Annotated in this window: 12 protein-coding genes; 1 reads left to right on the top strand and 11 read right to left on the bottom strand. The window is 70.6% G+C overall.

The genetic code is table 11. The features are described from left to right. The 10 genes from AOK01_RS44555 to AOK01_RS00200 all read right to left on the bottom strand — a co-directional run. A partial coding sequence (locus tag AOK01_RS44555; RefSeq protein WP_245701995.1) for a Pro-rich N-terminal domain-containing protein occupies positions 1 to 120 on the bottom strand: 120 nt, incomplete at its 3' end. Between the two features lie 289 nt (positions 121 to 409). Then, positions 410 to 1501: a 3-dehydroquinate synthase gene (gene aroB, locus AOK01_RS00240; protein WP_055507045.1), complete on the bottom strand. Its 1092-nt coding sequence runs from the start codon at positions 1499 to 1501 to the stop codon at positions 410 to 412. Further along, positions 1498 to 1980: a shikimate kinase gene (locus AOK01_RS00235; protein WP_055507052.1), complete on the bottom strand. Its 483-nt coding sequence runs from the start codon at positions 1978 to 1980 to the stop codon at positions 1498 to 1500. The genes aroB and AOK01_RS00235 overlap by 4 nt, the downstream gene beginning before the upstream one ends. Positions 1981 to 2009: 29 nt before the next feature. Beyond that, positions 2010 to 3194, bottom strand: a complete 1185-nt coding sequence (gene aroC / locus AOK01_RS00230) for a chorismate synthase (RefSeq protein ID WP_055507043.1) — start codon at positions 3192 to 3194, stop codon at positions 2010 to 2012. Between the two features lie 325 nt (positions 3195 to 3519). Continuing rightward, positions 3520 to 4371: a shikimate dehydrogenase gene (locus tag AOK01_RS00225; RefSeq protein WP_055507041.1), complete on the bottom strand. Its 852-nt coding sequence runs from the start codon at positions 4369 to 4371 to the stop codon at positions 3520 to 3522. Next, positions 4349 to 6202 (bottom strand): endolytic transglycosylase MltG, encoded by a 1854-nt coding sequence (mltG, locus tag AOK01_RS00220; RefSeq protein WP_055507039.1) that lies wholly within the window; start codon positions 6200 to 6202, stop codon positions 4349 to 4351. The genes AOK01_RS00225 and mltG overlap by 23 nt, the downstream gene beginning before the upstream one ends. Before the next feature lie 118 nt (positions 6203 to 6320). Next, positions 6321 to 6785 (bottom strand): Holliday junction resolvase RuvX, encoded by a 465-nt coding sequence (gene ruvX / locus AOK01_RS00215; protein WP_055507050.1) that lies wholly within the window; start codon positions 6783 to 6785, stop codon positions 6321 to 6323. A 17-nt stretch (positions 6786 to 6802) separates the two neighbouring features. Then, the gene (alaS, locus tag AOK01_RS00210) at positions 6803 to 9475 is read right to left on the bottom strand and encodes an alanine--tRNA ligase (RefSeq protein ID WP_055507037.1); all 2673 of its coding nucleotides are present in this window, start codon (positions 9473 to 9475) and stop codon (positions 6803 to 6805) included. Continuing rightward, positions 9475 to 9843 (bottom strand): DUF6167 family protein, encoded by a 369-nt coding sequence (locus AOK01_RS00205; protein ID WP_055507035.1) that lies wholly within the window; start codon positions 9841 to 9843, stop codon positions 9475 to 9477. The genes alaS and AOK01_RS00205 overlap by 1 nt, the downstream gene beginning before the upstream one ends. A gap of 7 nt (positions 9844 to 9850) precedes the next feature. After that, positions 9851 to 10285: a DUF948 domain-containing protein gene (locus AOK01_RS00200; protein WP_055507033.1), complete on the bottom strand. Its 435-nt coding sequence runs from the start codon at positions 10283 to 10285 to the stop codon at positions 9851 to 9853. Positions 10286 to 10446: 161 nt separating this feature from the next. On the opposite strand from AOK01_RS00200, the gene AOK01_RS00195 reads away from it, so the two are divergent. Beyond that, the gene (locus tag AOK01_RS00195) at positions 10447 to 12723 is read left to right on the top strand and encodes an ATP-binding protein (RefSeq protein ID WP_079103058.1); all 2277 of its coding nucleotides are present in this window, start codon (positions 10447 to 10449) and stop codon (positions 12721 to 12723) included. Positions 12724 to 12769: 46 nt separating this feature from the next. Here AOK01_RS00195 and rpsD read toward each other — a convergent pair. Then, a partial coding sequence (gene rpsD / locus AOK01_RS00190; RefSeq protein WP_055507031.1) for a 30S ribosomal protein S4 occupies positions 12770 to 13296 on the bottom strand: 527 nt, incomplete at its 5' end.

Here is a 13296-nt window from a genome sequence, read left to right as displayed (position 1 = left end):
GCCCACATGTGGGCCCGGGTGGTGCGGTCCCGGATGGGGTGCGGCGCCCGACCAGCCGGCGGCCGGTCCGTGCCCCGGCTGATGGGGTGGCGGCACCGGAGACCCCGCTGCGTGCTGCATCCGGTGCCACTCCGTCTCGTGTCTTTTGACTCACTCGCTTCCGGGGCGCCTCAGTGGGTGTCGAGAGCCCGGCCGTGCTCGGCCCTTCGGGCCTCCGCGCGCTCGCCCTCCCGACACCGACGCGCCCCTTCAGCTCACTCGCGGCAGTCGATGGGCGCTGGAAGCGAGGCACCTACCCCGCTGTCCTACCGAACGGTACCGTCCCCGGCCGCCGTTTGGTGAACGGCCGGGAGCGGCCCGAAGTGCCCCTCCGCACAAGGCAAATCGACCCAAGTGTCGCCCGCGGGGGCTATTCGCCCACTTCTCCGTAGGCGGCGAGGAGCACCGCCGGGTCGGGGCCCTCCAGGACGGTCGGTTTGGCCAGTCCGTCCAGGACGATGAAGCGGAGCAGGTTGCCGCGGGACTTCTTGTCGACCTTCATGTTCTCCAGGAGCTTGGGCCACTGGTCGTAGCGGTAGCTCAGCGGCAGTCCGACCGACTCCAGGATCGTGCGGTGCCGGTCGGCGGTCACGTCGTCGAGGCGCCCCGCGAGCCGCCCCAGTTCCGCCGCGAAGTGCATACCGACCGCGACCGCCGCGCCGTGCCGCCACTCGTAGCGTTCGTTCTTCTCGATGGCGTGGGCGAGGGTGTGCCCGTAGTTGAGGATCTCCCGCAGCCCGGCCTCCTTCAGGTCGGACGAGACGACCTCGGCCTTGACCTTGATGGAGCGCTCGATGAGCTCGGCGGTGTGCGGTCCGGCGGGCGTACGGGCGCCCTGCGGGTCGGCCTCGATGAGTTCGAGGATCTCCGGGTCGGCGATGAAACCGGCCTTGATGATCTCGGCGAGCCCCGAGACGAAGTCGTGGACCGGCAGCGAGTCGAGCGCGGCGAGGTCGCAGAGCACGCCGGCGGGCGGGTGGAACGCGCCGACGAGGTTCTTGCCCTCGGCGGTGTTGATGCCGGTCTTGCCGCCGACCGCCGCGTCCACCATGGCAAGGACGGTGGTGGGGACGGCGATCCAGCGCACCCCGCGCAGCCAGGTCGCCGCGACGAACCCGGCCAGGTCGGTGGTCGACCCGCCGCCGACGCCGATGATCACGTCGGTGCGGGTGAAGCCGGACTGTCCGAGCGCCTTCCAGCAGTACGCGGCGACCTCGGCGGTCTTGGCCTCCTCCGCGTTGGGCACCTGGATGGCGACGGCCTCGAAGCCCTGCTCGGCCAGGTCGCCGCGGAGCGCCTCACCGGTCTCGGCGAGCGCCTCGGGGTGGATCACCGCGACCCGCTTGGCCCTCTCCCCGACCAACGCGCCCAGCTCGCCGAGCAGTTGACGGCCGACCAGGACCTCGTACGGCTCGCTGCCCGCCGTGCCGCCGACGTGGATGCGCGTCACTGCCTCGCTCATGCTTCCTTCAACTCCAGTGCGTCGAGGACCGCTCGGGTGACCTCTTCGGGGGTACGGCCGTCGGTGGCCACCACGGCGTTCGCGACCTCGCCGTACAGGTGACGGCGGGCGTCCATCAGCTCACGCCACTGCCGGCGCGGGTTGACCGCGAGCAGCGGCCGGGCCGCGTTCAGACCGGTGCGCTGCACGGCCTCCTCGACGTCCATGGAGAGGTACACGACGGGCTGCCCGGCGAGCAGCGCCCGGGTGTCCGCGTCGAGGATGGAGCCGCCGCCCAGCGCGAGGACACCGTCGTGTTCCGCGAGCGCGCGGCGCACGGCCTGCTTCTCGACGGCGCGGAAGGCCGGTTCGCCCTCGTCCACGAAGATGTCCGCGACGGTGCGTCCCTGCTCGGCCACGATGTCCTCGTCGGTGTCCCGGAAACGGCAGCCGAGCCGCTCCGCCAGCAGCATGCCGACCGTGGACTTGCCGACCCCCATCGGGCCGACCAGGACGGCCCTGACGCCGGTCACCGCACGACCAGGTGATCGAGGTAGGAGCGCACGTTGCGCCGGGTCTCCGGCACGCTGTCGCCGCCGAACTTCTCCGCCACCGCGTCCGCCAGGACCAGCGCGACCATCGCCTCGGCGACGATCCCCGCCGCCGGCACCGCGCACACGTCCGAGCGCTGGTGGTGCGCCTTGGTCGCCTCGCCGGTCACCACGTCGATGGTCGCCAGCGCCCGCGGCACCGTGGCGATGGGCTTCATCGCCGCCCGCACGCGCAGCAGCTCACCCGTGGTCAGACCGCCCTCGGTACCGCCGGAGCGGCCCGAGGTCCGCCGGATGCCCTCATCGGTCTGGACGATCTCGTCGTGCGCCTGGGAACCCGGCACCCGCGCGAGGCCGAAGCCGTCCCCGACCTCCACGCCCTTGATCGCCTGGATGCCCATCAGCGCCGCCGCGAGGCGGGCGTCGAGGCGCCGGTCCCAGTGCACGTGCGAACCCAGTCCCACGGGCACCCCGTACGCCAGCACCTCGACGACGCCGCCGAGCGTGTCGCCGTCCTTGTGGGCCTGGTCGATCTCCGCGACCATCGCCTTCGACGCGTCCGCGTCCAGGCAGCGCACCGGGTCCGCGTCCAGCTTCTCGACGTCGGAGGGGGTCGGGTACACGCCGTAGGGGGCCTTCGCCGCCGCCAGCTCCACCACGTGCGAGACCACCTCGATGCCGGCGGTCTCCTTCAGGTACGAACGGGCCACCGCGCCCAGCGCCACCCGCGCCGCCGTCTCCCGGGCGGAAGCCCGCTCCAGGATCGGCCGCGCCTCGTCGAACCCGTACTTCTGCATACCGGCGAGGTCGGCGTGGCCGGGCCGCGGCCGGGTCAGCGGGGCGTTGCGCGCCAGCTCACCGAGGATCTGCGGGTCGACCGGGTCGGCCGCCATCACCTGTTCCCACTTGGGCCACTCGGTGTTGCCGACCATCACCGCGACCGGCGAACCGAGGGTGAGGCCGTGGCGTACACCGCCCAGGAAGGTGACCTCGTCCTGCTCGAACTTCATCCGCGCACCGCGTCCATAGCCCAGCCGCCGCCGGGCCAGGTGATCCGCCACCATCTCCGTGGTGATCGGCACGCCGGCGGGAAGACCCTCCAGCGTCGCCACAAGTGCGGGACCGTGGGACTCCCCGGCGGTCAGCCAGCGCAACCTGCTCAACGGTGCTCCTCATGCTCGCGCCCTGGTACTGCGTACGGTCCTTGCGTACGCGCGTCCTCGCGTACGGCGACGGCGCGACCGGGTGCGCGGCCCTGGCCCGCCGTCTCCGATCCTCCCACGCCCGGGCCTTCCGCCCGGCCGCAGGTCCATCAGGCGGACCGACTCTGTCACGTCGGCGTGTCGTCCTGCCGGGCCCCTGGGGCGTACGAGCCCGGGTGGTCGGCGCCGCGGCCCTGTGCGTACCGTGCCGACACGGGGACGGGCCGCCCTGTTTGCACCGCCTGGTGGTACGCGAGCGCGGTCCTCGCTACCGGGCTTACCGGGCTTACCGGGCCGCGAGGGACTTCTCTCCCGCGGCCCGCATGACGCCGACCGGGACCGGGGCCAGACCCGTCATCTGCTCGACCTGGAGGACCGCCTGGTGCACCAGCAGATCGAGCCCGCTGACGACGGCGCCTCCGTAGGCGGACCAGCGGGCCGCGAGGTCGGTCGGCCACGGGTCGTACAGGACGTCGAAGAGGGTGGCGGGCCGCTCGGGGACGGCCGCGGCGAGTGCGTCGGTGGCGCCCGCCGGGGTGGTGGCGATCACCAGCGGGGCGCGCAACGCCCGCTCGGCGTCCGACCAGTGGGCCGTACGCACCTCGATGCCGAGCCGCTCGCCCCACTGCCGCATCTCGGCGGCGCGCTCCTCACTGCGGACGTACGCGACGACCTCGCCGGTGCAGACGCGGGCGAGGGCGGCCAGCGCGGAGGAGGCGGTGGCGCCCGCGCCGAGAATCGCCGCGGACTCCACCTGTTCGATGCCCCGCTCGCGCAGGGCGGCGACGATCCCGGGGATGTCGGTGTTGTCGCCGGCGCGGCGTCCGTCCTGCGTGAACACCACCGTGTTCACGGCCTCGACGGAGGCCGCGGTGTCACTGATGGTGTCGAGCAGCGGAATGACCGCCCGTTTCAGCGGCATCGTCAGCGAGAGCCCGGCCCATTCGGGACCGAGTTTCCCGACGAATTCGGGAAGTGCCGCCTCGTCGATCTCGAAACGGTCGTACGACCAGTCGTCGAGGCCCATTTCCTCGTACGCGGCGCGATGCAGCACCGGGGAAAGGGAATGGCCGATCGGGGAACCGAGAACGGCGGCTCGGCGCCGCCGGTCCCCGTCAGCCCTCGCTGCGCCGCTCATTGAATTTCTTAACCAACTTCTCGTGCTCGGCCAAGGTCTTGGTGAAGTCCGTCTTCTTGCCGTCGACGGAGATGAAGAAGATCCACGCGCCGCCGTCCGGCTTCAGCGTCGCCTGCAGCGCCTCCTCGCCGGGATTCCCGATCGGTCCGGGCGGCAGGCCCTTGTAGAAGTACGTGTTGTACGGGTCGTCGTAGTTGCGGATCTCGGCGACCGAGATATCGATCTTGCTCTGACCCTTGAGGTAGTTGTACGTCGAGTCGAACTCAAGCTTCTGGTTGGTGACGTCGTTCGTCGGCTTCAGGCGGTTGTAGACGACCGATGCCATCTTCTTGAAGTCGTCGTGCGTGATGCCCTCGGCCTGGACGAGGCTCGCCACCGTGACGACCTGCAGCGGGCTCTCCAGGCCGAGCTCCTCGGCCTTCGCCTCCAGGTCGTACTTGGCGTACTCCTTCTTGGCCTGCGACACCATGTCCTTCAGGACGGCCTCGGGCTTCATGTCCTTGTCCGCGGGATAGGTCGCCGGGTAGAGGAATCCTTCCAGCGGGTCCTTGATGTCGCTGTCGTCGTTCGCCCAGTCCGGAAGTCCGAGACTCTTGTACTTGCTCTTGGCGACCTTCGCGGTGGTGCCCTTGGCGAGATCCAGCTGCTTGTCGATCGCCTCGTACACGGTGGCGTTGCGCTGCCCCTCCCTGACGACCAGACTGTTCTGGCTCTTGGGGTCGAGCATCAGCGAGACGGCGCTTTCGGCGGACATCTGCTTCTTCAGCAGATAGGAACCGGGCTGGATCTTGTCCCCGTCCGAGTTCTTCGACTGGGCCGCCACAAAGGCGTCCACGCTCTTGACGACACCGGCCGCCTTCAGTTTTTGGCCGATCACCGATCCGAAGGCACCCTTGGGAATCACGACGGTCACCTGCTCACCCGTACCGTCGCCCGCATAGTCGGGGGCCGAGCCGAAACGGCTTTGGTAGAACTGGTAGCCGAAATAGCCGACTCCGCCGATCACCGAGGTGAAGACGAGCGCCACGACCAGGCATGCGCAGCCGCTCCGGCGTTTCTTTCCGCCTTTGTCGTTGCCTTTGCTTCCTTTGCCGCCTTTGCCACGCCGCCGGCCCTGCGGATCGTCGGTGTCGTCATCGTCGGCGTCGTTGGCGTCTTCGTCATCGGCGCCCGAGAAGAACGCGTGCTCGCCCTGGTCCGGACCCGGGTCCCAGTCGCTCCGCTGAGGTTCCGGCTCGGCGCGGCGGCGGCTCGGGGGCTCCGGCGGCGGGTACGCGTCCGGGGTCCCGTAGTGGTCGGGCTGCTGACCGCCGTACGCCGCGGGCTGACCGCCGTAGGGGTCGTTCGGATCACCGTTGTAGGGGACCTGCTGCTGCGGCTGGTACTGCCCGCCCGTGTCCCAGCCACCACCTTGGTACGGCTGACCGTTCTGGTCGTACTGCTGCTGGTTCTGGGTGTACGGCTGACCGTTCTGGTCGTACTGCTGGCCACCCTGGTCGTACTGCTGACCGCCCTGGTGGGGGTACTCCTGCCCGCCCTGACCGTTGTACTGCTGCGGAGAGTGACCGCCGTACTGCTGCTGCCCCTGCACGAACGGCTGCTGCTGCTGTCCCTGGGGGTACTGCTGCTGCCCCTGGTCGTAGCCGGCCTGCTGGCCCGCGCCCCAGTCGCCGTACTGCGGCTGCTGCGGCTGCTCCGGGTGGTGCTGCGGCTGGCCGCCGTAGGGGGACGGGGCCGCGTTGGGCTCCTGTCCTGCCCATCCGCCGTCCCCGTACAACGGGTCCTCGGGATGCCACGGTTCGGAGCCTGGGCCCCGGCCATACTCGGTCATCGATCCCCTAGAGCCGCGAGGCGGTGGTCGCGCGGTGGGCTGGGCTGCCTTCCGCCTCTCTCCTGTGCGGAGGCTATTCGAACACCACCGCATCGCGCGGAACGTTACCGTACCGCGATCAGATGACCACTTCGACGCCCTCGCCGGGGGATGTACCTGACGCCCGTTCGGACTCCAGTGCCTGCTGGAGGATGATCACGGCTGCCACCTGGTCGATGACCGATCTGCCCTTCTTGGACTTCACGCCCGAGGCGCGCAGTCCCTGACTGGCCGTCACTGTGGTCATCCTCTCGTCCACGAGCCGCACCGGAACGGGCGCGATACTCCGTGCGAGCTCCTGTGCGAAGGCGCGGACCTTTACGGCCGCCGGACCCTCGCCCCCCTTGAGCGAGCGGGGGAGACCGACGACGACCTCGATCGGTTCGTACTCCTCGACGAGCTGCCCCAGCCGCCGGTGGGCGGCCGGGACGTCACGCCCCGGCACGGTCTCCACCGGAGTGGCGAGGATCCCGTCGGGGTCGCACGAGGCGACCCCGATCCGGGCGTCCCCGACGTCGATGGCGAGACGGCGGCCGCGACGCATGACCCGCTCGCCGTCGCTCACTTGGCGGTCTCGGCCACAAGGCGCTCGACGGCGTCGGCGGCCTCGCCGATGGCGGCCGCGTTCTGGCCGCCGCCCTGGGCGACGTCGGGCTTGCCGCCACCGCCGCCGCCGAGGGTCTTGGCGGCCGTACGCACCAGGTCACCGGCCTTGAGGCCGCGCGCGCGTGCGGCCTCGTTGGTGGCGATGACCGTCAGCGGCTTGCCGTTCACCGTGGTGAACAGGGCGACCACGACGGCCCGGCCGCCCTGGATGCGGCCGCGCACGTCGAGGACCAGCCTGCGCAGGTCGTCGGCGGTCGTGCCGTCCGGGACCTGGCCGGCGACCAGAGCGACGCCCTGTACGTCCTTGGCGGACCCGGCGAGACCGGCGGCGGCCTGGAGGACCTTCTCCGCGCGGAACTTCTCGATCTCCTTCTCGGCGTCCTTCAGCTTGCCGAGCATGGCCGAGACCTTCTCCGGAAGCTCCTCGGGGCGGCCCTTGATCAGCTCCTGGAGCTGGGCGACGACCGTGTGCTCGCGGGCGAGGAAGTTGTAGGCGTCGACACCCACCAGGGCCTCGATACGGCGTACGCCCGAACCGATCGACGACTCGCCGAGCAGCTTCACCAAACCGAGCTGGGCGGTGTTGTGCACGTGCGTGCCGCCGCACAGCTCCTTGGAGAAGTCGCCGATGGTGACGACACGGACGCGCTCGCCGTACTTCTCGCCGAACTCGGCGATGGCACCCTGCTTCTTGGCCTCGTCGATGCTGAGGATCTCGGCGTGGACGTCCAGGTCGCGGGTGAGTACCTCGTTGATCTTCTGCTCGACGTCGGTCATCACGGCCGTGGGCACGGCGGCCGGGGAGCCGAAGTCGAAGCGGAAGCGGCCGGGCTGGTTCTCGGAACCGGCCTGGGCGGCCGTCGGGCCGAGGGCGTCGCGCAGGGCCTGGTGGGTGAGGTGCGTGGCCGAGTGGGCGCGGGCGATGGCCGTGCGGCGGCGCACGTCGATGACGGCCTGGGCCTTGGCGCCGACGGTCACCTCGCCGACCTGGACGACGCCCTTGTGGACGTACACCCCGGGGACGGGCTTCTGGCAGTCCCGGACCTCGATCACGGCGCCGGTGTCGATCCTGATGCGGCCGGTGTCGCCAATCTGGCCGCCGCCCTCGGCGTAGAACGGGGTGCGGTCGAGGACGATCTCGACCTCGTCGCCCTCGGTGGCGGCCGGCGAGGAGGCCCCGTCGACGAGGATGCCGACGACCGTGGACTCGCCCTCGGTGCTCGTGTAGCCGATGAAGTCGGTCTCGCCGGCGGCGTCGGCGATCTCGCGGTAGGCGCCCATGTCGGCGTGCCCGGTCTTCTTGGCCCTGGCGTCGGCCTTGGCGCGCTCCCGCTGCTCCTTCATGAGGCGCCGGAAGCCGTCCTCGTCCACCGAGAGGCCCTGCTCGGAGGCCATCTCCAGGGTGAGGTCGATCGGGAAGCCCCAGGTGTCGTGGAGCAGGAAGGCCTTGTCGCCGGAGAGGACCTTGCCGCCGGCGGCCCTGGTCTCCGTGACGGCGGTGTCGAGGATGTTGGTGCCGCCCTTCAGCGCCTTGAGGAAGGCGGCCTCCTCGGCGAGGGCGACGGTCTCGATGCGCCTGCGGTCGGTGACGAGCTCCGGGTACTGCCGGCCCATCATCTCGATGACGACGTCGATGAGGTCCTGGACGACCGGTCCTGTGGCGCCGAGCAGCCGCATGTTGCGGATGGCGCGGCGCATGATGCGGCGCAGCACGTAGCCGCGGCCCTCGTTGCCGGGGGACACGCCGTCGCCGATGAGCATGGCGGACGTCCGCATGTGGTCGCTGACCACGCGCAGGGAGACGTCGGAGGCGTGGGCGGCGCCGTACTGGACACCGGTCAGCTCGGTGGCCTTCTCGATGACGGCCATGGAGGTGTCGATCTCGTACATGTTCTGCACGCCCTGCAGCACCATGGCGAGGCGTTCCAGACCGAGGCCGGTGTCGATGTTCTGGCTCGGCAGGTCGCCGAGGATCTCGAAGTCGTCCTTCGAGGTGCCCTCGCCCCGCTCGTACTGCATGAAGACGAGGTTCCAGATCTCCACGTACCGCTCGTCGTTGACGGCGGGGCCGCCCTCGACGCCGAACTCGGGGCCGCGGTCGTAGTTGATCTCGGAACAGGGACCACAGGGGCCCGGGACGCCCATGGACCAGTAGTTGTCCGCCTTGCCTAGGCGCTGGATGCGCTCCTTGGGGACGCCGACGACCTCGTGCCAGATGCGCTCGGCCTCGTCGTCCTCCAGGTACACGGTGATCCAGAGCTTCTCCGGCTCCAGGCCGTAACCGCCCTTGTCCTGGGGGCTGGTGAGCAGCTCCCAGGCGTACTTGATGGCGCCTTCCTTGAAGTAGTCGCCGAAGGAGAAGTTGCCGCACATCTGGAAGAACGTGCCGTGCCGGGTGGTCTTGCCGACCTCCTCGATGTCCGGCGTCCGGACGCACTTCTGGACGCTGGTGGCACGGGCGAAGGGGGGCTTGACCTCACCGAGGAAGTACGGCTTGAAGGGCACCATGCCGGCCGGGACCAGGAGCAGAGTCGGGTCGTCCGCGATGAGCGACGCCGAAGGCACGACGGTGTGCCCGCGCTCCTCGAAGAAGCTCAACCAGCGGCGACGAATCTCGGCCGACTCCATCAGTGGTCCTCATTCCGGTTGTACGAGTACGTCGACCTCTCGACGTACGTCGGGTTCTTGCTGTACTGCGGGTTCTTGTCGTGCTTCGGGTCGCTGCCGTTCTCCAGGGCGGCGACGCGGCGCGCGGGGGGCAGTTCGGGATCGGCGTTCAGTCCGAGGACCTCGTCGAGTTCCGCCTCGCGCTGGGCCATTCCGTCGCGGACGTCGAGTGCGAAGTCCTTGATGCGGTGGCCCGCCTCGATCGCCCTGTTGGCGGCCTGGGCCGCGAGGCTCTCGGGCGTCAGCTGCCTGATCTTGCGGTTGACCTTGGTGGTGGCCCACACACCGGCGGCTGCGCCCGCGGTGAACCAGAACGTACGGCGGAACATCGCTGCGTCAGTCCTTCTTCCGCTTTCCCCGTCGCGCCGACGGGAGGGTGCGGCCCACGATCACGGTGCGTCGCGTGGGCTTGGCGGGCTCGTCCTCGCGGCGGCCGCCCATGGCCCGGCGCACGCCGTAGCCGAACGCCGCCACTTTCACCAGGGGGCCGCCGAAGGTCGAGGCGACGGTCGTGGAGAGGGCCGACGCATTCGACGTGACCTCCTGGACGTCCGACGCGATGGCGTCGACCCGCTCGATCTGGGTCTGCGCTGAGCGCACGGCGGCGGAGGCGTCGGCGAGGAGCGGGACCGTCTGTTCGGTCACGTCCGCGACGAGTTTGGTGGTCGCCCTGAGCGTCTGGGCCAGCCTCACGAGTGCCACCGCGAGGAAGGAGACCAGGATCGCCCAGAAGACGGCCACCAGAATCCCGGCCACCTCTCCACCGGACACTGCGCACCCGCTCCCTGAATTCGTGCCTCACCATCGAAAAGTCGTCCTCCGACCCTATCGCGCCGGGGCCGCCGCTCCGTACCGGATTACCGCACACCGGGCCCCCGAGCCGGGCGGAACGATTGTACGGAGTGCTTATGGTTGAGTACGCTCTGTTGTTCATGCCGCGCTCTCGGGATTCTCAGGACTCACAGGATTCATACGATTCGCCGGGTTCGCGGGATTCCCTGACAGGGGCGAGTGTTCGCCCGGTCGGCAATCTGCCCCTGGAACTCAACGCGTTCGTGGGCCGCGCGGCCGAACTGACGCGACTGGGCCCGGTCCTCGACGCGGCGCGGCTCGTGACGGTGACGGGCCCGGGCGGGGTCGGCAAGTCACGTCTCGCGGCGCATGCCGCGACCCGGGTCCGGCCGCGTGACGGGGTGTGGCTCGTGGAGCTGGCCGCGCTGCGCGAGCCGGAACTCGTCGAGTACACGGTGCTGGAGGCGCTGGGGCTGACGGACCACACGTCACGGCCACCGCGCCAGGTCCTGCTCGACCATCTCGCGGAGCGCCAACTCCTGCTCGTGATCGACGGGTTCGAGCACCTGGTGGACACGTGCGCGTCCTTGGTCGGCGAGTTGCTGCGGCGGGTCGCGGGCCTGCGGGTGCTCGCCGTGGGGCGCAGGCCGCTCTCGGTGGAGGGCGAGCGGGTGTTCCCGCTGGCACCGCTGAGCGAGGAGGAGGCCGCCGCGCTGTTCGCGGACCGTGCCGCCGCCGGCGGGCCGGGTTTCACACTGGACGACGGCAACCGCGCGGACGTGTACGAGATCTGCCGGCGGCTCGACGGGATCCCGCTCGCCGTCGAGCTGGCCGCGGGCCGGCTGCGGGCCCTCTCCCCCGCCCAGCTGCTGGCCCGGCTCGACGACCGCTTCCGGCTGCTCACCGGCGGTGGCCGGGACACGCTGCCGCGCCATCAGACCCTGCGTACGGCCATCGGCTGGAGCCATGAACTGTGCACACCGCCGGAGCGGCTGATGTGGTCACGGCTCTCGGTGTTCGCCGGGCAGTTCGACCTGGAGGCCGTGGAGTACGTGTGCGGGGGCGACGGGCTGCGCCCCGACAACATCCTCGACGTGCTCGGCGAGTTGCTGGCCCAGTCGGTGATCACCCGCGAGGAGACCCCGGCGGGGGTGCGTTACCGGATGCTGGACACCCTGCGGGCGTACGGCGCGGACTGGCTGGCGGCCACGGACGACGGGGCGCAGCTTCGGCGGCGCCATCGCGACTGGTACATGGGGCTCGCGACCTGGGGCGAGCTGGACTGGTTCTCGCCCCGGCAGCACGAGGTGGCCGCGCGGGTGGAGGCGGAGCTGCCGAATCTGCGGTGCGCTCTTGAGCACTGTCTGAGCGAGCCGGACGGCGGGCATCTCGGCCAGTACCTCGCGGGGAGTCTGTGGTTCTACTGGGTGGGCTGCGGCCGGCTGTCGGAGGGGCGGCACTGGCTGGAGCGGAGCGTGGACCTGGACACCGAGCACGAGCGCTCACGACTGAAGGCGCTGTGGGTGCTCGGTTATGTGGCGGTCCTCCAGGGCGACACCGGGCCGGCGTCCGACGCGCTCGACGAGTGCCGGGAGCGGGCGGAGCACTCCGGGAACGCCACCGCGCTGGCCTACGCCGAGCACCGCACCGGCTGTCTGGCCCTGGTCACCGGCGATCTGCCGCGGGCGGAGACGCTGCTGCGTTCGGCGCTCGACCGCTATGACGAGATCGGCGAGCTCAACAGCAACGTCCTGATGGGGCAGGTCGAGCTGGCGATGGCCCTGGCCTTCCAGGGCGATCTGCCGGGCGCGGTGCGACGGTGCGAGGAGGTGCGCCGGATCTGCGTCGACCACGGGGAGCGCTGGTCCCTCGCGTACGCGCTGTACGTGCTGGCGTACGCGGCCTGGACCGAGGGTGATCTGCCGGGCGCCCGGCGGCTGCTGGTCGAGTGCCTGGACATCGGCCACGTCTTCCACGATCTGCTCGGCACGGTCCTGGCGATGGAACTGTTCGCGCTGGTCACCGTGGCGGAGGGCGACGCCGCCGAAGCCGCGGTGCTCCAGGGCTCCGCGTCCCGGATGTGGCCGTCGGTGGGCCTGCCGCTGTTCGGCTCGGCCCACTACAACGCCTCGCACGAGCGGTGCGAGGCGCTGTCCCGGGAGCTGCTCGGCGACGAACGGTACGAGGAATGCGTACGGGCAGGGGCTCGGCTCGACCGGCGGGCGGCGGTGGGCCGGGCGCTGGGACGGCCCCGGCAGCAGCAGCTCGGCACTCCATCGGCGCCATCCGCACCATTCACGCCGCCTGCACAGCCCGTGCCGCCCTCGCAGCCCGCGCCGCCCGGTCTCCCCGCACTCCCGGACATGCAAGAACCCGACGCCTCGCCGCCCGGGAAGGACGGCGAAGCGACGGGCTGAGGCAGGCGCGCAGCGCGCGAAAGCCGGTGGTGCGGTGTACGCCGAATCAGCGGGCGTAGTACTCGACGACGAGCTGCTCGTCGCAGATCACCGGGATCTCCTTGCGGTTCGGCTCGCGGTCCAGGCGGAACGCGAGGGCACCGAGGTTCACCTGGAGGTAGCGCGGGGTCTCGCCGTCGGGGGCGAAGCCACCGGCGCGGGAGACCTCGAACAGCGTCTTGCTGCGGCTGCGCTCGCGGACCATCACGACGTCGTCGGGCTTGACGCGGAAGGACGGCTTGTCGACCTTGCCACCGTTGACCTCGATGTGGCCGTGCACGACCATCTGGCGGGCCTGGTAGATCGTGCGGGCGATGCCCGAACGCAGGACCAGCGCGTCGAGACGGCGCTCCAGCTCGATGACCAGGGCCTCACCGGTCTTGCCCTGCGTCTTGGCGGCACGCTCGTAGGCGCGGACGAGCTGGCGCTCGGACACGTCGTACTGCGCGCGGAGCCGCTGCTTCTCCAGCAGACGGACCTTGTAGTCCGAGTTCTGCTTGCGGCCACGGCCGTGCTCGCCGGGCGGGTAGGGGC

Source organism: Streptomyces aurantiacus (assembly GCF_001418335.1).
GTDB classification, from domain to species: domain Bacteria; phylum Actinomycetota; class Actinomycetes; order Streptomycetales; family Streptomycetaceae; genus Streptomyces; species Streptomyces aurantiacus.
The sequence above is the reverse complement of the archived record's forward strand: the minus strand, read 5'-3'. Positions and strand labels throughout refer to the sequence as shown.

What these genes read in the sequence shown, in the direction of transcription:
- aroB (WP_055507045.1), bottom strand. Translation starts at nt 1,501, where the DNA reads ATGAGCGAGGCAGTGACGCGCATCCACGTCGGCGGCACGGCGGGCAGC.
- AOK01_RS00235 (WP_055507052.1), bottom strand. Translation starts at nt 1,980, where the DNA reads ATGGGGGTCGGCAAGTCCACGGTCGGCATGCTGCTGGCGGAGCGGCTC.
- AOK01_RS00225 (WP_055507041.1), bottom strand. Translation starts at nt 4,371, where the DNA reads ATGAGCGGCGCAGCGAGGGCTGACGGGGACCGGCGGCGCCGAGCCGCC.
- mltG (WP_055507039.1), bottom strand. Translation starts at nt 6,202, where the DNA reads ATGACCGAGTATGGCCGGGGCCCAGGCTCCGAACCGTGGCATCCCGAG.
- ruvX (WP_055507050.1), bottom strand. Translation starts at nt 6,785, where the DNA reads ATGCGTCGCGGCCGCCGTCTCGCCATCGACGTCGGGGACGCCCGGATC.
- alaS (WP_055507037.1), bottom strand. Translation starts at nt 9,475, where the DNA reads ATGGAGTCGGCCGAGATTCGTCGCCGCTGGTTGAGCTTCTTCGAGGAG.
- AOK01_RS00205 (WP_055507035.1), bottom strand. Translation starts at nt 9,843, where the DNA reads ATGTTCCGCCGTACGTTCTGGTTCACCGCGGGCGCAGCCGCCGGTGTG.
- AOK01_RS00195 (WP_079103058.1), top strand. Translation starts at nt 10,447, where the DNA reads ATGCCGCGCTCTCGGGATTCTCAGGACTCACAGGATTCATACGATTCG.